Genomic DNA, 18,685 nt, shown 5'->3' on the forward strand with positions numbered 1-18,685 from the left:
GAATATATTAACTAGCAATGAAATTACCACAGCGTTGTTTATCTAAAAAATTAATATGTTTTCTTTCTAAATAATATAGTTCCTGAAACTTGATAGCATCTGAATTTAAATCTTTAAAAAGATCGTCTATCTCTTTATTAGTATTTAGGGAACCTGAAGAATTATCAATTAAGATAGATATACAATTTTCTAAAGTTTTTAATCTTTGAGATCCCCAAGATTCTATCAAGTGTCTACATCTTTTTAGAGAATTATATTTCTCAAGAAGTGATAAAGTTCCAAGTAAGTTGTCTTTAGGATTAGTCAGCAAAGTTAAAAACAACTCATTGGGATTGATAAAAATATTAATTTTATTTGATAATTCATTATTATTAAGAGCTAGGTAGTCAGGCAGAAGTGAAATTAAGTTAATAGCAGAAAACTCTTTTTGAATAATTTGACTATTTAATTGTTTTAAATCATTTAAATAATTTAAACCCAAATTATTTTGTTCAATTTTTGCAATCGCTTCCCATAAATTTTGAATGTAGTTAGTATTAAAACCATTGATTTCTCTTTTAAGAAATTCATCTCTAATAAAAAGCCTAAGATCTGGACAATGCAAATAATAAAAAATTATTTCCGATTCATTCTTCTCACGGCGAGAAATATCATTTGGTTGTTCAAATCTTTTTGATCTGCCATGCCAACGAAATCCCTTAACTTGATTTCTTAAATCTTGTTCAAACTGTATTGCCAACCTTGCTTGCCCCTTACTTAATTGTTCGGAAACTTTTTGTAGATAATGAGTTCTGGTTGATGATTGAGGTAATTTACTTAGTAATTTTACCAATGAAGAAATAACACTCTGGAAAACATTGGATTTAGTTAAATCTTTATCTTTAAAAATCTGATCAATCTCCCAATCAATCCAATAGGAAGAATTATCAATTAAATTAAAATAATCTTCGGGAGTATGACTATTCAAATATTCGTCTGGATCTTTAAAGTCATTTAGTTGAAGTATATTAAGGTTAATTTGATCATGAAGAGATAGACTCTCCACTTCTTTTATTACTCTTTTTGTAGCTAATATTCCTGCATTATCAGAATCAAAATTCAAAATTATATTTTTATTATCTGTACATCTACATAGTTGAGAAATTTGATACTTATTTAATGCTGTCCCGAGGGAAGCGACAGAATTATTGATACCTTTTGAATGAAGAGAAATCACATCAAAATAGCCTTCAACAATAATAGCTTTATCTTTTTTTCTAATATTGCTAGAAGCTTTTTCGAAAGCAAACAGCATTTTTCCCTTTTCAAAAATATCTGATTCAGGAGAATTAAGATATTTGGGTTCCTGAGCATCAAGAGATCTGCCTCCAAAGGCAACTACTCTTCCCTGCATATCATGTATTGGGACAATTAATCTATTTCTAAAACGATCATAAATCTTTTCAGAATTATCCTTAGAAATTGCAAGACCTGAAGCTAATATTAAATTAATAGGAAATTTTTCTACCTTGGATAGATAATTTGACAAATCATTCCATGAATTTGGAGCGAAACCTAGTTCAAAATCATCAATAATTTTGTTATTTAAGTTTCTTTTAGATTTTAAATATTTCATTGCTTCAATACCAGAAGAATTATTTAATTGAGACTTAAACCAATTTTTAGTAACTCTTAGTATTTTATATAATTCTTCTTTTTTAGATAATTGCTTTTTATATGCTTCTGCTTGAGCACCCTCAAAATTTTCAACATTAATATTATTTTTTTTTGCTAGAGATAGTACAACATCAGAAAAGTTTGCACGAGTAAATTCCATTAAAAATTTAATAGAGTTACCACCAGCACCACAAGAAAAACAATAATAGAATTGTTTAGTTGGTGATACTGTCATTGATGGTTTAGTATCATCATGAAAAGGACAAATTCCAACAAATTCCTTCCCTTTCTTCTTTAGAACAATATGTTCAGATATAACTTCAACAATATCTGCCTTTTCTTTAACCTCTTGAATAGTTCTTGGGTGTATAGAATGAACCATTGAGATATTTATTCAAAAATTAATAATGATTTATTTGTTATAGTTCAAAATCAAATAAGAATCTACTTAATTTCACAATAAATATATTATTAAATGATAAATTTCACAGAATTAGATAAAAAATTTAATTCACTTAATAAGTTGAATTTGGTTTTTGCCTCATTCTTCTTTAGTTTGATGACTTTGTGCGTAAAAAATATTGATAATAGGATACCTATTTATGAATTAGTTTTCTTTAGATCATTACTAAGTTTAATAATTACATTATTCATCATTAATTTAAAAAATATAAATCCTTTAGGAAACAATAGATTACTACTTATTCTAAGAGGAGTTCTGGGAACCATAGCCTTACTTTGTATTTTTCATGCAATAAGAAATATGCCTCTAAGTATATCGACTGTCATTCAGTATACATATCCTATTTTTATATCTATATTTGCTGGCATATTTATAAGCGAAAAAATAACTCGTAATTTATTTTTTGCTTTAATATTTGGTTGGGTTGGAATATTAGTAATATTAAATCCAACTCAATTATTAAAAATAAACGTTGAAATTGGAACTTTCTCGATTTTCATTGCATTTCTTGGATCAATTTGCACTGCATTGGCTTACGTTTCAGTTAAGAAACTTTCATATACCGAAAATGTTTATGTAATTATTGAATATTTTCCACTTGTTTCTTTTATAACCTTATCGCCAATTGTTTTAATCAATTGGGTTACCCCAAATTGGAATGAATTAATTTGGATCTTTGGCATAGGGTTATTTACACAATTAGGTCAAACATTCCTAACTATAGGATTAAAAAATTTACCAGCGTCTGAGGCTTCAGCCATTAACTATTTACAAGTTTTATTTGGGTCTATTTGGGGGATTTTATTTTTTAGCGAAGTTATAAACATTAATTTTTTATTAGGAGCTTCTCTAGTTTTATTAGGAACTATTATATCCACTACCAAAATAATCAAAAGGACATAGAATATTAAAAGATTAAAAATTACAGTGAAATTTTTCTATTTAGCTTTTTTGTTTTGTTTTTCTTCTTCAATTAAAGTTTATGCAACACCCCCTAAATCGGTAACTTGTACCAGAACTGAATACAGAGAAGAATATATACCTGGTACAAAATCAAATCCAGGTTATGTAAGAAGTTATGAAGTAGATGTAGAAATACCTTGTGGAGGGTCAAGAGCAGAGAGAATTAAAGATGATGACTGTACCGATGGCAAGATAGCTGGCGCATTACTAGGGGGAGGAGTAGGTGGTGCTATTTCAAGGAAAGAGGGACGTTGGTGGGCCGTTCCGCTAGGTGCAGTCACAGGAGCAGCTATTGGTTGTCAAGTGGATGGTGGTTAATTGATTAGTTGGATAAGCGGAGAAATTGTTGAATATTGGCAAACTAATCAAAAATATTTTGTTTTAATCAATTGCCAAGGATTAGGTTATGAGATACAAATACTAGAATCCTTCTATCTTAAATTAAAAACAAATAAAAGATCCAATACAAACGTAACTCTTTGGATAAAGCATATTAAGAAAGAAGATACAGATTTATTATTTGGGTTCTCTTCGAAGGAACAAAAGTTATTCTTTGTTCAAATTTTAAATATAAGAGGTATTGGATCTCAAATTGGCATGGGGTTATTAAATAAATTTTCAATTAGCGAAATTCTCATGGCAATCAACACACAAAACAAAAAGTTAATTAGTTCGGTGCCAGGCATAGGTCAAAAAATGACTGAAAGGTTGTTTTTAGAATTAAAAACTATATTTAAAAATGAATTAAAAATTGAGAAAGAAAAAAAAAATAATGTTTTTCTTATTAATAATGAAAACGATAAAATTCTTTGTGATCTCCAGCTAACCTTAAAGTCTTTAAATTATTCGAATAAAGAAATTGACAGTGTTTTGCCAAACATTATTAATGAAACAAAAGAAATTGTTTCTAACAATAAAGAAGAAAAAAATATTTCATTTGAGCATTTATTGAAAGTAGCTATGAATTATTTAGATAATGATAGTAGTAATATAGGCAGATAACGTAGTAGAATAATTTTAAGAAAATTAAATTTATGTCATTAGATACAGCTGAAAAACAGAAGCTTATTGAAACTCATCAAATACATGCAACTGATACGGGTTCAGTAGAAGTTCAAGTTGCAATGCTTTCAAAAAGAATCTCTAAATTAAGTTCCCATTTACAAGGCAATATTCATGATTTCGCTTCAAGGCAGGGATTATTAAAAATGATTGGCAAAAGAAAAAGATTACTATCTTACATAAAAGAAAAAAATGTACAAAATTATAAAGATTTAGTAAAGAAAATTGGAATCAGAGGATGATTTCCATCTATGAAAAAAAAGCAATCAAAAAAGAAGATATCTAATAAAAAGAAAAAAAATATATCAGAGACAAAAGCTTTTGCCAATTTAGAAAAAAAATCAGAAACACTTATTTCTTCAAAAAAATCTTCAAGTGGGATTCCAAAATATGTAGCTGATAGAATGGCTAGAAGAATTTTTTTCACAGCAGGAATACCTACTATCATGGGTATGTCAGTATTTGTTGTGAGCTACATTATCGTTACAAGAAATATTGCTGAAATACCTCCCTCATCAACAATTGCAATTTCTGCATTGTTTTTCTTATTAGGACTGGCAGGATTGAGTTTTGGAATATTATCAGCTAGTTGGGATAAAGAGCCTGGATCTTTTTTCGGTATTGAAAATATTCCTATGAACATACAAAGAGCAAAAGCTGCCTTCAAACCTGCTACTCAAAATTTTGAAGAGAATAGTTAATCTAAGAAACTAAAGATTTTAAATTAATCTGGAATGATTTATCTTCTAATAATTTGCATGCTCCTTGAATGTCTCCAATACAGAACTGATCCCCAAATTTAACGTAAGTGATACTATTTTTATTTCTTACTGCAGCTAAAACTGGAATCTTGACTCCACATGTACCTTTGTCTGGCCTAAACTTAATTAAACAGTCTCTTAATGTATTTTGTACTTTTACATCTGATGCTTGATAACTTTCAAGATTAATAATAAGCAATTTAAGATTATCTATTTCTCTACAATCATCGATTATTAATTGAGTCTTGTCACTTTTTTTATCAATAGTTCCCCAAACCAATAATCTAGTATCAGTCAAAAGAAATTCTGATAATCTGGTATAGGTTTTAGGGAAAACTATTGATTCACAACTTCCAGATAGATCTTCAAGCTGAACTATGGCCATTCTATCTCCTTTTCTTGTTGTAATTTGCTTCAATTCAGGTATCATTGCAACTAAAGAAACCTTTGTTCTATCTTTTGAATCTTCTAACTGAGAAATACTTATTGGAGATACAAGTTTTGCAGGTTTAGTTAAATGTTTTAAAGGATGATCAGATAAATAAAAACCTAAAAGCTGTTTTTCTAACCTTAACTTCTCAATAAGTGAATAATCCTCAACCTTAGTTAACTGTGAATCTGAAAATGCTACATTTGAAAATTCATCTTCAGAGTCAAAAAGATTTCCTTGACCTGATAATCTATCCCGATTTCGTGAAGACGCCCATTCAATGACATATTCGAGATCCGATAATAATTGAGCTCTATTGTTATTAATTGAAAATTCATCAAGTGCTCCACAATGAATTAGAGATTCAATGTTTCTCTTGTTTAGAACATTAGAAGGTAAACGATCACACAAATCAGACAATGACTTAAAATTTCCAAATTTATTACGATTTTCAATTATATTTCTTATCGCAGAATCTCCTAGATTTTTAATTGCAGACAGACCAAATAATATTTGACTATTCTTGATAGTGAAATCAATCCCAGAAAAATTAATGCTGGGTGAAATAACCTCAATTCCCATCGAATAACAATTAGAAATATATCTTTGCATCTTGTCGCTCGATCCAGAATTAACACTGAGCAGGGCTGCCATATATGCAACAGGAAAATGAGCTTTTAAAAAAGCAGTTTGGTAAGTTACTGCACCGTATGCAGTTGAGTGGCTTTTATTAAAACAATATTCCGCGAATAAAACCATTTGATCAAATAGATCATTTGCTAATTTTTCATTTACACCTTTTTTCATAGAGCCGCCTACAAAAATATTCCTATGTTTTACCATCTCTGAAACTTTCTTTTTTCCCATTGCTCTTCTTAGTAAATCGGCATCGCCAAGAGAATAACCCGCTAAGTCTTGAGCAATTTTCATAATTTGTTCTTGGTAAACCATAATTCCATAAGTTTCAGTCAGAATCGATTTAATAAAAGGATGAGGGAAATCAACCTTTTCATTGCCATTTTTTCGATTAATGAATTTAGGTATCAGACCAGCATCAAGAGGACCGGGTCTATAAAGAGCCAGGATAGATGAAATATCTTCAAGAGAGTTTGGTTTAAAATCCTTTACAACCTGTTTCATCCCAGAAGATTCAAGTTGGAAAACACCTTCAAGATCTCCTCTACCAATAAGTTCAAAGGTTTTACAATCATTTTGAGGTAATTCATCAATATTTATTTTCTTTCCTGTGGATTGATTAATAAGAGAAACGGTCTTATCAATCATCGTTAGATTCTTAAGACCCAAGAAATCCATTTTCAATAATCCAAGCGATTCAATATCATCCATTGAATATTGGGTAATTATTTGCCCTTCATTATTCCTTTGAAGAGGAACAAGTTCGTCAAGAGGATCTGATGCGATAACAACTCCTGCAGCATGAACTCCATATGTTTTATTAGTTCCCTCAATTCTTAATGCCAAATCTATCCATCTTTTAACCTTATTATCATTAATATACTTATCCCTGAACTCCTTACAGGGAGTTTTTTTATCAATCATTTCATTAAGTTTAAAAGGTTTACCTCTTACAACCGGTATTAACTTAGCCAATTTATCGGCCTCTCCATAAGGAATATCTAGAACCCTTGCAACATCCTTTAAAACCGCTTTAGATGTCATTTTATTAAAAGTAATTATTTGGGCAACTTTATCCTCTCCATATCGATTAGTAACATAATCAATAACTTCATTTCTCCTATCAATACAAAAGTCAGTATCGATATCTGGCATAGACTTTCTTGCAGGATTTAGAAATCTCTCAAACAATAAACCATGCTCAACAGGATCAATATTCGTAATTTGAAGAGCATAGGCTACTAGTGAACCTGCTGCAGAACCTCTACCAGGACCAACGGGAATGGAGTTATCTCTAGCAAATTTAATATAGTCCCAAACAACCAAAAAATAGTCTGGGAAACCCATGTCATTAATAATTTCTAATTCAGAAGATATTCTTTTTTTATAAATCTCATCAACTTCTTTTAGATCCTTCTTTTTAAGTCTCATCAATAAACCTTCATAAGATAAATCTTTCAAAAAAGAAAATGAATCTTTGTCTTCCTTAACAGGGAATTTTGGCATTCTATAATTACCAAATAAATCAAACTCTTCAATTTTTTTTGAGATTTCTACTGTATTATTAACAGCCTCTTTAATTGATTCATCATCAATATGATCTTTAAAAAGTTCAAGCATTTCATTCTCACTCTTAATATATTCTGTCCCGGTATATCTCAATCTTTTTTCATCGCTTATTAGTTTGCCCGTTAATATACAAAGTAACGCATCATGAGATTCAACATCCATATTTGATATGTAATGAGCATCATTGGTAGCAATTACTTTTATTTGATGCTTCCTTCCAATTTTTAGTATTTCAACATTGACAATTCTATCCTCAATTGAACCATGATCCTGTATCTCTAGATAAAAATCGTCTGCAAATAATTTTTTGTACCAAAGAGCTATCTCCTCTGCTACATCTAATCTTCCTTTCAAAATGGCTTGAGGAATCTCGCCTCCAAGGCAAGCTGTGGAAACTATAAGACCTTCACTATATTTACTTAAAAGAAATTTATCAATACAAGGTCTAGAGAAAATACCTCGACCTCTCATACCATTTAAGTGACTGATAGTTGTTAACTTTACAAGATTCTTATAGCCAGTATGATTTTTTGCCAATACTACTAAATGATATCTTTTTTCTTTTTTTGGTTGAGGATCATCAATAGAACCATTAATCACATACATTTCATTGCCAATAATTGGTTTTATACCTTTATCTTTGCACTTCTTGACTAAATCAAGAACTCCATACATAACTCCATGGTCTGTCAAAGCTACAGAATCCATTCCAAGATCACAGGCTCTATCTACAATTTTAGAAATTTGACTTGCACCATCAAGAAGACTGTAGTCACTATGATTATGAAGCGGAACGAAACCCATACTCAATCAAAATATATATATAAGATAGATAAAATTTCAAAAAGGTCTATAGTTTACCATCACAAATTAATTATTAATACAAATTTAGAATACGGGTCTATCCCTTATTACATGTGCATCAATTTCAAAAATATGCGCTGCATTTAAAATTCTGGCCTCTTCCAATACATTACCTATTAATTGAAGACCTATAGGTAATCCTTTGGTATCAAAACCACAAGGAATACTTATAGCTGGAAGTCCGGCCAAATTAGCAGGAACAGTCAAGAGATCAGACAGATACATAGAAAGTGGATCATTCGCAAAGTCTCCTTTCATAAAAGCTGTAGTTGGACATGTCGGAGTTAGTAATATATCCACTTTCTTAAAAGCATTATCAAAATCCTTTCTTATTAATGTTCTTACTTTTTGTGCTTTCTTATAATAAGCATCGCTGTATCCAGCTGATAAAGCATAAGTTCCTATCAAAATTCTTCTTTGGACTTCATTTCCAAATCCTTCTGCACGACTTTTTGAAGTCATATCAAGAAGGTTAGAGCCTTCATTCGATCTGTAACCATATTTAACTCCATCATATCTTGCTAAATTTGCAGATGCTTCAGATGGTGCAATAACATAATATGTAGCTATTCCGTCGTTAAATCTTGGGCATTCAATTTCAATAATTTCAGCTCCTAAATTTTTGAATCTTTCAACCCCAGAGAGAACAGAATCTTTAACTTCTGGATTAAGTCCTGGGTGTTGAAAACATTCTTTAATGATTCCAATTTTTAAATCCTTAATGGATTTATTTAAATCATTCAAATAATTAGGAACGGGTTTATCAAGACATGTTGAATCAAAGGAATCTTTACCAGATATTGAATAAAGGATTTCAGCAGCATCTGAGACAGTATTTGTAATTGGGCCAATTTGATCAAGAGAACTAGCAAAAGCTACTAATCCCCATCTACTTACTCTTCCATAAGTGGGCTTAAGTCCTACAACACCACAAAAAGAAGCTGGTTGTCTTATTGATCCACCGGTATCAGAGCCTATAGCTGCAGCGCAAAATCCAGCTGCAACTGAAGCAGCACTTCCTCCAGAACTACCTCCAGGAACTCTATTAAAATCCCAAGGATTTGAAGTAACACCAAATAAGGAGGTTTCAGTTGAACTTCCCATTGCAAATTCATCTAAATTTGTTTTACCTAAACAAATCCCACCTGAAGACCATAATTTACTAGAAACTGTAGATTCGTAAGGTGAAATAAAATTTTGGAGCATTTTACTTGCACAAGTAGTTACAACACCTTTTGTACAAATATTATCTTTAATTGCAATGGGTATTCCCGCTAAAGGGGGTAGTATTTTTTCGTTTTGGATTAATTTATCTATATTTTCAGCTTGCAAGATTGCTAATTCTTTTGTAGTACAAATATAAGAATTGATTTCAGAATCTTTAGAATCAATTTTTGAAAAAATATCATTAACTAATTCTTTAACAGAAGCATTTTTACTATTAATTTCCTTTCTGAAAGAATTAAAATTCATTTTTTAACTTATCTTCAAATTTAAAATTATCAAACTGTCAATGGTTCTTCCTTTTTGCATCGTAATAAACTATGTTTTATGTCTTTGTTTCCTTCATCAGTTAAATCTTTGATAAAAGAAGACATATTTTCTTTTAAGCTACGTTTTGTGATAAATGGACCGTACCAGTATGTAGTACTGGGTTGTTTTGTCTCAATTTTAGCCCACCAAGCTAATCCGAGTTTGTTTCCAAAGTTTCTAATCAAATTTAATTGGCCGTTTAGACCATCAATTCTTGTTAAATTCTATACAATTTTGTAGCAAAAATTCAATAAATTTCTATTAAATATATAAATGTATTGAAACAACAATATTTTAAAAAACATAAATATTGTGTTGGATACCAAAAAAATTAATTACCAGTTAAGTGAAATAGTGATATTGCCGCTGCCACAGAGGCATTTAAACTTGATGTTTTCCCTTTAAGGGGGATCTTTAATAGGAAATCACATTTTTTTTGAGTAAGCAAGGAAATACCTTTATCTTCAGAACCAATTACAACTACTAAAGGAGTTTTTTCATGAAAATTTGATATCGATAATTTACCATTTCCAGATAGTCCAACAATAAGAAAACCATTTTTCTTCAACTCAGCCAGCGCCCTATTTAAATTAACAACTCTACTTACTGGTAAGTGCTCCAGAGCACCTGCAGCTACTTTTGCAACTGTTCCTGTTAATCCAGCAGATCTTCTTTGAGGAATAACAATACCTTTGGAATTAAATGCTTCTGCAGATCTTATTATCGCCCCAACATTATGAGGATCAGTTATTCCGTCCAAGGCCAAAATAATTGGATTAGTTGAATTAGTTTTGGAAAATTTGATTAATTCTTCTAATGATATGGTTTTAGAGGATGCCAACTGCAATGCTGCTCCTTGATGTGAAGCACCAAAAGTCAATTGGGAAAGTCTGTTCCAAGAAACTTCTTCAATCAAGACTCCTTTTAATTTTAAATCCTTAAGCAAAGTATAGAATTTCTCCGAAGAAAAGATTTCTGAAGTACACCAAATCCTATTAATAGCTCTTTCACTAATAAGAGCTTCATAAACCGAATGTTTTCCCCATATCCAATCATCAAAGTTTTTATTATTTACAAGCTCTTTATTAAGATAATGAGACTTTGTAGAAATTTCATTTTTAGATTTATTTAAAGGCTTCCTTCTGTTTGAGGATAAATTAGTTCTAACTTTATCACTTTCATTGAAATTTTTTATTCCATGTTTCTTTGAAGATTTCATAGAAAATCTATTATTTTCTCTCGAAGAAATATTGTCTTTGGAGTAGAAATCAGAATCTTCATTTTTTTTTCGTCGTTTTCTATTTTTTTCAGAATGATTTTTTCTTGAAAAGTTATTCATCAATTTAATTTATTTTAATTTCAAGGAATTCAAAAAGAGTTGACAGTCTTTGAGGATCTTTTAGAAATAGCCAACCTATAAGAGTTTCAAAGCCAGTTGCTCTTGAATAAATGGTCGGATCAGAAGACTTTGGGAATCTCTTTATTTTATTTCTAGCACGCCTAATCAAATCGATTTCAATTGGATTTAGTAAATGTTCAATTTGACTTAAGGATTTTGATTGAGATTTTGCTTTCACTTCATTTACGACCGATAAATGGAGTTCTTTTGATTTTAAAGGTAAATGAACATATCTCAGTCTTTGATGAAGTTCCCATACCGAATCCCCAAGCCACGCAAGTTGAATAACACCTATTTCTTCAGGTGATCCATATGGAACCAAGTTTTGAATCCAATAATTCAATTTTTAAAATAAGTTAATGCATCTTCAAGACAGGACTTTAAATTAAGAAAATCTCCTAAACGTACAAGTTTAATTGTTTGAGCAACTCTTGAATTACCAACAACTGAAAAACCTATCTTCAATTTTTTACATTCTTTAGCAGTCTGGACGAGAGCTCCAAGACCTGAAGAATCAAGAAAATCAATTTTTGTAAGATCAATAATGAAAGGAAATTCATTTTTTATGTTATTAGAGACAAAAGTCTTAAATTGTTTTTCTGAGAAGGCATCGAGTTGGCCTTTAAAAGTAAAAACAGTAACATTTGATCTTACATCGAGGTTTCCTCTTAAGGAGACCGTTAGCTTTTGGAAATCTTCTATGATCTAAACCCTCCAAAAAATAAATGTTTCAAATGTAATTATCAAATCAAAAGAAAACAATATGTCAACATCTTTCTAACATTAGAGAAACAAATTTTTTAAATAAATAATCTGAATCATGGGGACCAGGTCCTGCTTCCGGATGATATTGAACACTGAATATTGGTTTATTATAAACTTCTAATCCAGCAACAGTCTTATCGTTAAGATTAAAATGAGTTATTTTTACAGTATCGTCAGATAGGGTATTTGGGTCAATAGCAAAGCCATGATTTTGACTAGTAATCTCGACATTCTGATTGATTCCACAAGGGTGATTTAGTCCACGATGTCCAAATGTGAGTTTATAGGTTGAACCTCCTAAAGCCAATCCAAATATTTGATGACCAAGGCAAATACCAAACATAGGTATCTTACCGTGATCAATAAGTAATCTTGCTAAATCTATACCTTCAGAAACAGAGGATGGATCACCTGGACCATTTGAAAAGAATATGCCATCAGGCTTATGCGATAGAACGTCATTAAAAGAAGAATGTGAAGGCAAAACTAAAATTTCACAACCATGGGAGACTAGTCTATTTAAAATTGATTTTTTAATTCCAAAATCAATAGCTACCACTTTTAATTTACGAGGATTTTCGTAACATCTTTTTCTAACGTCAAAAACAGTTTCTGTAAGATTTCGCCATAAAAATTGTTTTTTTGTTGAAACTACTTTTGATAAATTTAAACCCTCCATTTTTGGAATTTCATGTGCAATTTTTAGGCAACTTTCTAGAGTTATGTCCTCGGAGGTTAGGACTCCATTCATCGAACCATTAGATCTTAAAATTTTAACAAGCGCCCTTGTATCAATTCCATAAAGACCTACTATATTTTTTTCAACTAACCATTGATTAAGATTTTTTAAAGATCTCCAATTACTATTATTGGACGAATAATTTCTAACAATTATTCCCTTAACATTTATAGTTGATTCTGAATCTTCTAGATTGATTCCAGTATTTCCAATTTCTGGATAAGTAAATGTTAATATTTGACCGTAGTAACTTGGATCAGTAATAACCTCCTGATATCCTGTCATTCCAGTATTAAAAACTATCTCACCAACAGCAGTACCAGTAGCTCCAAAAGAAAATCCCGGGAATATTATCCCATTACTCAAAACTAATTTTGCATTTTTTTTGTAGGGATTATTCATGTATTTTCGATAATTTTATCTGAGGATAAATAAGTTTTTAAGAGTGAAAATTTTTTCCATGGATTTCCTTGATTAATTGAATATAAAGATTTATTGAAGCCTTCATGTAAATCATTCTCTATTCCTGCTGCCCAAAGTACTAAAGCGGAATTCAATGCAACTACTTCTTTATGCGATTTTTTTCCAGAACCATTTAAAACAGATCTTAGGATTTCCTCATTAGAGTCACTATCAGAAACAACCAGCTGAACGTTTGAAGTATTTTCGTGATTAAAGTCAGAGATATTTATTTTTGAAAATCGCAATTTTCCTTTTTCAACAAATATTAATTTATTATCTCCTTGAAGTGAAGCTTCATCAAGGCCTCCATAACCATGGACTACCACTACTCTATCCATTCCCATATTCAACAATGCACTTCCCATTGGTTCTAAAAGATCTTCTGAAGCGACCCCTAATACTTGTGCATTGGGTCTTAAAGGATTAACCAGTGGTCCAAGTTGATTAAATACAGTCCTTATTCCAAGATCCTTTCTTAATGGAGCAAGTTTAATTAAAGATTTATGCCAAACAGGTGCGAACAAAAAAGTTATTCCAATTTCAGTAACGGCAGATATTACTTTTTCGAGTGAACAATTTAAATTTAAACCTAAATTCAATAAAACATCAGCAGAGCCAACTTTTCCACTTGCACTTTTATTTCCGTGTTTAGCAATATTTACTCCACAGGATGAAGCTACAAATGCCACAGCGGTAGAAATATTAAATGTATTTGCACCATCACCTCCGGTTCCACAAGTGTCAACCATATACAAATTCGGTCTCGCTACTGGCAATTCACAAACGTTTAGGAGTTCCTCAGCCATAGAAGACAATTCAGCTCCCGAGCAACCCTTTGCTCTTAAGGCGCTCAAAAAAGCTCCTGTTTGGACATCAGAGATTTCACTATTAAGCCATCTTTTCATTAATAGTCTGGAAGTTGGATCATCAAGGTTTTCCCCCTCCAACAAACTATTTAAGATTTCAGGATTCGATAGGTTAGAAGACATTTATTTTTTAATTAGAATAAGCAGATAAAATTTAATTTGAAGTATCAAAACCCGACCCAACTAAATCTTTATTTGTATTAGTAGGCCTGAAGCTTTTTGACCAAATTGTTTTTGTTCTAAAAAAAAGATCATTTTGACTAATTTTCCAAAATTTTAAAATTTTTTCAATATCATTTTTAATTTCTATTTCACCAGGGAAGTTACTATATCTATTTATTAATCTAGCCAAATTAATGTAGTCAAGATCCTCAGGTCTTTCTTTAGTTATGAGAGAATCAATAATTTTTTTATCCGTTGCATGTAAAGGATGAGTTTGCACATTACTCATAATTAAATATTAAATCATTTATAAAATTAGCTCACATATTTAAAAATGAAACATTATCTTAATCATATGGGTAAAATTAAATGAAGAATTTAAAGTTAAAGGTTATATTAAAATATCTAAGACCATACAAAAAAGAGTTTTTTTATGGAGCTTTAGCCCTATTACTAGTAAACATATTAAGTGTTGTAATACCCCTTGAAGTAAAGAACATCATAGATCAACTTCAAAATAGTTTCTCTTCAGATTTTGTAATTACTAAATCTTTGTGGTTAATCTTGTTAGCTACTTGTATGGGTTTAATTAGACTATTTTCAAGGCAGATTGTCTTTGGAATAGGAAGAAAGGTTGAAGTAAATCTTCGTCAGAAACTCTTCGATCATTTACTTATTCAAGACCCAGATTGGATACAAAAAAGAGGGAGTGGGGACATAATTAGTAGAGCTACAAGCGATGTTGAGAACATAAGAAGACTTTTAGGTTTTACAGTTTTAAGTTTATGCAACATTGTATTAGCTTATTCATTCACTATTCCATCGATGTTTTTGATAAACAAAACATTAACCATATCAGCATTAATGATATTCCCATTAATACTGGGGATTGTAAGTTTATTTGGCGGTAGAATGGTAAAACAAAGAAAAGCTCAACAAGAATCACTATCCAAACTTAGCGATCTCATACAAGAAGATCTTTCAGGGATAAGTGCTATAAAAATATATGCCCAAGAAAATGCTGAGAAGAGAGAATTTAGCATACATAATAATTCTTATCGAAATTCGGCAATAAAACTTGCAAGAACTGCAAGTACTTTATTTCCATTGCTTCAAGGGATTTCTTCAATTTCCTTATTAATATTGTTAGGGTTAGGGACTTATCAACTAGAAAGTGGATTTATTTCAATAGGTGGTTTAGTTGCGTTAATTCTTTATGTTGAGAGGCTAGTTTTCCCGACTGCTCTGTTGGGATTTACATTGAATACTTTTCAACTCGGTCAGGTAAGTTTAGATCGTGTAGAAGAAATCTTTCAAAGTAATCCAAATATTATCGATGGATTAAACACTAAATCTATAAAAAGTAAGATAAAAGGATTGATAGAAGCAAAAGATTTAACAATAAGATACCCCGGATCAAAATTTAACTCATTAAATGGTCTCAATTTTAAAATTTTTCCTGGAGAACTTATCGCAATAGTTGGTCCTGTAGGTTGTGGTAAAACAACATTAGCAAAATCTCTAGGAAGAACTATTGAAATTCCAGATGGTCAATTATTTTTAGATAAGGTTGATGTAAAAAATATTAAATTAAAAGATCTTAGAAAAAATATTTCAATTGTTCCTCAAGAAGCATTTTTATTTACCTCTACAATTGCTGAAAATCTTCGTTTTGGAGATCCAAAAGCCACAAAAGAATTAGTCAAAACAAGTGCTAAAAAGGCAGGATTGATAGACGATATAAATAATTTTCCCCAAAAGTTCAAAACAATTGTTGGTGAGAGAGGAATTACACTAAGTGGAGGTCAGAGACAAAGAACTGCACTAGGCAGAGCATTATTAGTAAATTCTCCCATTGTCGTACTTGATGATGCATTAGCTAGCGTTGATAATAAAACAGCTGCAAAAATAATAAATGAGATGCGAGAAAGAAGTAAAAAAACAATTCTAATGATAAGTCATCAACTATCAGTGGCTGCAACTTGTGACAGGGTTTTAGTAATGGATAAAGGAGAAATTATTCAAGAAGGTAATCATCAAGATCTAGTAAAAGAGAAGGGGTTATATAAAAAACTTTGGGAAAGAGAATTAGCAACTAACATCGTCAACAGTTAAAAGTAATTTTCTGAATTATGATATAAAAATTTAGGCTATGTTTGAATTTATTAAAAACATTATGAATAATAAAGATCCGTTTTTAAATAAAGAAGTTAATTCTTTTCATAGAATATTAAAAACAGATATTGAAATAGAACCTAACATTAATCAAGATGAAATAATTTTTGGGTGTGGTTGTTTCTGGGGAGCTGAAAAATGTTTTTGGAAACTTCCAGGAGTAGTAACAACTTCCGTTGGATATGCTGGTGGGAAGAAAAGTAACCCAACTTATTATGAAGTATGTTCGGGTTTAACTGGTCATTCAGAAGTTGTAAGAGTTATCTGGGAGAAAAGCAAAATAGATATAAGTGATTTATTAAAGATGTTTTGGGAATGTCATGACCCTACACAAAAAAATAGGCAAGGTAATGATACAGGTACGCAATATAGATCTGCAATATATTTTAAAAATGAAGATAACAAAGAAATCATATATGCAAGTAAAGAACAATATCAAAAAGAATTAAACAAAAATAATTTAGGTTTAATTGAAACAGAAATAAAAATGATTGATAAATATTTTTATGCAGAAAACTACCATCAACAGTATCTCGCATCCCCAGGTGCTAGGCAATATTGTTCTGCATCTCCTACAAAAGTTAAGTTAGAGAGTTTTCCTGGATGTAATTACAAATTAAAAGACAATATTTGGGAAAATTTTGATTGGGATGTTGATAAATGTGTATTGAGATCTGATAACAATCCTATAAAGAATAACTTTTAAATACATCTTATCCTTATAGTAATAATACGGGGCGTAGCGCAGTTTGGTAGCGCACCACTTTGGGGTAGTGGGGGTCGTGGGTTCAAATCCCGCCGTTCCGATCACTTTTCTTCTTCGTTAATTAGAGATTTGTAGAGTTTATATGAGCTTATCCCTACAGCTAAAAAAGTAAAAGATGAGAAAAAAAGTAAGACTATTATTGTTAAATTAGAGACTTCAACTTCACCCAACTGGAATGATAAAAAAATATCCATTTTCACGATTTTACAAAACCCTAGCATATTGTAAAAAATTTTTCTTAATAAATCATAAATTCAGAAGGATTACAACACCAAATACAACCCGATAGATAATAAATAACTTCAAACCATTTGAACAAAAATACTTTAATAAAAAATCAATTGCTAATAATGAAAATAAAAATGTCGAAACAAGTCCAACAATTAGAGGGAAAAAGCTAAATGAGGAAAATTCATTAATAGAAGAAATGAACTCAACAATAGCAGCAAAAGAAATCGCCGGTATGCCTAAAAAAAAGGAGAATTTTGCAGCATCTCGTCTTTCCCAACCTGATACTAAAGCGCTAGAAATAGTTACACCAGATCTCGAAACACCTGGACAAATTGCAAGGGCCTGAGAAAAACCTATAAAAAAACTATCTGAAAACAAATGATTGTTTATATTTTTAGAACCTTTTTTCGAACTATCAGCTATGTACATGAAAATAGCCATAAGGAATGAAACTAAAGCTATTGATAAATTAGAACGAAGAATCTTATCAAAAAAATAAGGAAGAAATAACTTTATAGTCCCACCAAGCAAAACAATTGGAATATTACCAATCAAAATTGACTTCAATAACCTTTGATGTAATAAAACATCAAAAATCATTTTTGAAGATTTACTTCTCGATTTAAAAATATCAGACCTAAAATACCAAAATAAAGCCAAGACACTTCCAAATTGAATAATTGCAGATAGAGAGTGACCTGGATCTTCAATTCCAAAATAAAGAGAGATGACTTTTAAATGAGCGGTGCTGCTTACAGGAATAAATTCGGTTAAACCTTGAATTAATCCATATAAAATATATTTTAAATATTCAAATAACATACAAAATTTCCTAATTAATTTATTGCAATTTAGAAATACATAAATTTAGATTAAAAAAGAGTTAATAAAAACCAAAAAACTAGTGATCATATTTTTACTTTTCTTTCAATTTTAGTTTCTATGCCGTAATATCAAGCTTTTGGTTAATAATTTGCACGTTTAAATAAGTTCCTTTGGTATGACTAGACGAAACCGAGATGAAAACTACCCAGATACATACAATTAAAAAGTGAAGTTTCTTTTTTGTAATTAGACCGGTAAAAAATTACAGCCGAGATATATGTGTTTGGTTAATAGTAAATTGAATTGTGTGTTTATTAACGTTAAATAATAAATTTACCTTTTAACATCGTGAGCACAA

At 30.6% G+C, this 18,685-nt stretch carries 18 protein-coding genes and 1 tRNA gene; 8 read left to right on the forward strand and 11 right to left on the reverse strand.

Annotated features, from left to right (window positions below; translation table 11 throughout):
• Window positions 1-7: 7 nt before the first annotated feature.
• Window positions 8-2,038 (reverse strand): DNA primase, encoded by a 2,031-nt coding sequence (gene dnaG / locus EV01_RS02580; protein ID WP_032517051.1) that lies wholly within the window; start codon window positions 2,036-2,038, stop codon window positions 8-10.
• Between the two features lie 93 nt (window positions 2,039-2,131).
• Here dnaG and EV01_RS02575 point away from each other — a divergent pair, with 93 nt between their 5' ends.
• The 5 genes from EV01_RS02575 to EV01_RS02555 are packed head-to-tail and all read left to right on the forward strand — an operon-like array spanning window position 2,132 to window position 4,845.
• On the forward strand, window positions 2,132-3,022 hold the full coding sequence (locus EV01_RS02575; protein WP_032517050.1) for a DMT family transporter: 891 nt from the start codon (window positions 2,132-2,134) through the stop codon (window positions 3,020-3,022).
• A 24-nt stretch (window positions 3,023-3,046) separates the two neighbouring features.
• Window positions 3,047-3,400: a glycine zipper 2TM domain-containing protein gene (locus EV01_RS02570; RefSeq protein ID WP_342626004.1), complete on the forward strand. Its 354-nt coding sequence runs from the start codon at window positions 3,047-3,049 to the stop codon at window positions 3,398-3,400.
• Complete coding sequence (gene ruvA, locus EV01_RS02565) at window positions 3,401-4,084, forward strand: Holliday junction branch migration protein RuvA (RefSeq protein ID WP_032517048.1); 684 nt, start codon at window positions 3,401-3,403, stop codon at window positions 4,082-4,084.
• 32 nt (window positions 4,085-4,116) lie between these two features.
• The gene (gene rpsO / locus EV01_RS02560) at window positions 4,117-4,386 is read left to right on the forward strand and encodes a 30S ribosomal protein S15 (protein ID WP_032517047.1); all 270 of its coding nucleotides are present in this window, start codon (window positions 4,117-4,119) and stop codon (window positions 4,384-4,386) included.
• A 9-nt stretch (window positions 4,387-4,395) separates the two neighbouring features.
• Window positions 4,396-4,845 (forward strand): PAM68 family protein, encoded by a 450-nt coding sequence (locus EV01_RS02555; protein ID WP_032517046.1) that lies wholly within the window; start codon window positions 4,396-4,398, stop codon window positions 4,843-4,845.
• Window position 4,846: 1 nt separating this feature from the next.
• Here EV01_RS02555 and EV01_RS02550 read toward each other — a convergent pair whose 3' ends face one another.
• From EV01_RS02550 to EV01_RS0109130, 9 genes are all read right to left on the reverse strand, one after another.
• Entirely contained in the window at window positions 4,847-8,344 is a 3,498-nt protein-coding gene (locus EV01_RS02550; RefSeq protein WP_032517045.1) for a DNA polymerase III subunit alpha, read from the reverse strand.
• 84 nt (window positions 8,345-8,428) lie between these two features.
• Complete coding sequence (gene gatA / locus EV01_RS02545) at window positions 8,429-9,877, reverse strand: Asp-tRNA(Asn)/Glu-tRNA(Gln) amidotransferase subunit GatA (protein WP_032517044.1); 1,449 nt, start codon at window positions 9,875-9,877, stop codon at window positions 8,429-8,431.
• Between the two features lie 29 nt (window positions 9,878-9,906).
• Entirely contained in the window at window positions 9,907-10,122 is a 216-nt protein-coding gene (locus tag EV01_RS02540) for a DUF1816 domain-containing protein (RefSeq protein WP_032517043.1), read from the reverse strand.
• A gap of 146 nt (window positions 10,123-10,268) precedes the next feature.
• The gene (gene rlmB / locus EV01_RS02535; RefSeq protein ID WP_032517042.1) at window positions 10,269-11,276 is read right to left on the reverse strand and encodes a 23S rRNA (guanosine(2251)-2'-O)-methyltransferase RlmB; all 1,008 of its coding nucleotides are present in this window, start codon (window positions 11,274-11,276) and stop codon (window positions 10,269-10,271) included.
• Between the two features lie 4 nt (window positions 11,277-11,280).
• On the reverse strand, window positions 11,281-11,679 hold the full coding sequence (locus EV01_RS02530) for a ribonuclease III domain-containing protein (RefSeq protein WP_032517041.1): 399 nt from the start codon (window positions 11,677-11,679) through the stop codon (window positions 11,281-11,283).
• Window positions 11,676-12,041: an STAS domain-containing protein gene (locus EV01_RS09395; RefSeq protein WP_072013459.1), complete on the reverse strand. Its 366-nt coding sequence runs from the start codon at window positions 12,039-12,041 to the stop codon at window positions 11,676-11,678. Before EV01_RS09395 ends, EV01_RS02530 begins: the two co-directional genes overlap by 4 nt.
• A gap of 61 nt (window positions 12,042-12,102) precedes the next feature.
• Window positions 12,103-13,242 carry a glutamine-hydrolyzing carbamoyl-phosphate synthase small subunit gene (gene carA / locus EV01_RS02525; RefSeq protein ID WP_032517039.1) on the reverse strand — a complete coding sequence of 380 codons (1,140 nt, stop codon included), beginning with the start codon at window positions 13,240-13,242 and terminating at the stop codon, window positions 12,103-12,105.
• Window positions 13,239-14,291, reverse strand: a complete 1,053-nt coding sequence (gene trpD, locus EV01_RS02520; RefSeq protein WP_032517038.1) for an anthranilate phosphoribosyltransferase — start codon at window positions 14,289-14,291, stop codon at window positions 13,239-13,241. The genes carA and trpD overlap by 4 nt, the downstream gene beginning before the upstream one ends.
• A 31-nt stretch (window positions 14,292-14,322) precedes the next feature.
• The gene (locus EV01_RS0109130; protein WP_032517037.1) at window positions 14,323-14,619 is read right to left on the reverse strand and encodes a DUF3288 family protein; all 297 of its coding nucleotides are present in this window, start codon (window positions 14,617-14,619) and stop codon (window positions 14,323-14,325) included.
• An 80-nt stretch (window positions 14,620-14,699) separates the two neighbouring features.
• Here EV01_RS0109130 and EV01_RS02515 point away from each other — a divergent pair, with 80 nt between their 5' ends.
• The 3 genes from EV01_RS02515 (at window position 14,700) to EV01_RS02505 (ending at window position 17,312) form a co-directional block, all read left to right on the forward strand.
• On the forward strand, window positions 14,700-16,445 hold the full coding sequence (locus tag EV01_RS02515; protein WP_032517036.1) for an ABC transporter ATP-binding protein: 1,746 nt from the start codon (window positions 14,700-14,702) through the stop codon (window positions 16,443-16,445).
• Between the two features lie 37 nt (window positions 16,446-16,482).
• Window positions 16,483-17,211 carry a peptide-methionine (S)-S-oxide reductase MsrA gene (gene msrA, locus EV01_RS02510; protein ID WP_032517035.1) on the forward strand — a complete coding sequence of 243 codons (729 nt, stop codon included), beginning with the start codon at window positions 16,483-16,485 and terminating at the stop codon, window positions 17,209-17,211.
• 27 nt (window positions 17,212-17,238) lie between these two features.
• A tRNA-Pro gene (locus EV01_RS02505) sits at window positions 17,239-17,312 on the forward strand.
• Window positions 17,313-17,517: 205 nt separating this feature from the next.
• Here EV01_RS02505 and EV01_RS02500 read toward each other — a convergent pair.
• Window positions 17,518-18,324 (reverse strand): undecaprenyl-diphosphate phosphatase, encoded by an 807-nt coding sequence (locus EV01_RS02500; protein ID WP_032517034.1) that lies wholly within the window; start codon window positions 18,322-18,324, stop codon window positions 17,518-17,520.
• Window positions 18,325-18,685 lie beyond the last annotated feature (361 nt).

Source organism: Prochlorococcus marinus str. MIT 9401 (assembly GCF_000760095.1).
Classification (GTDB): Bacteria; Cyanobacteriota; Cyanobacteriia; order PCC-6307; family Cyanobiaceae; genus Prochlorococcus_A; species Prochlorococcus_A marinus_I.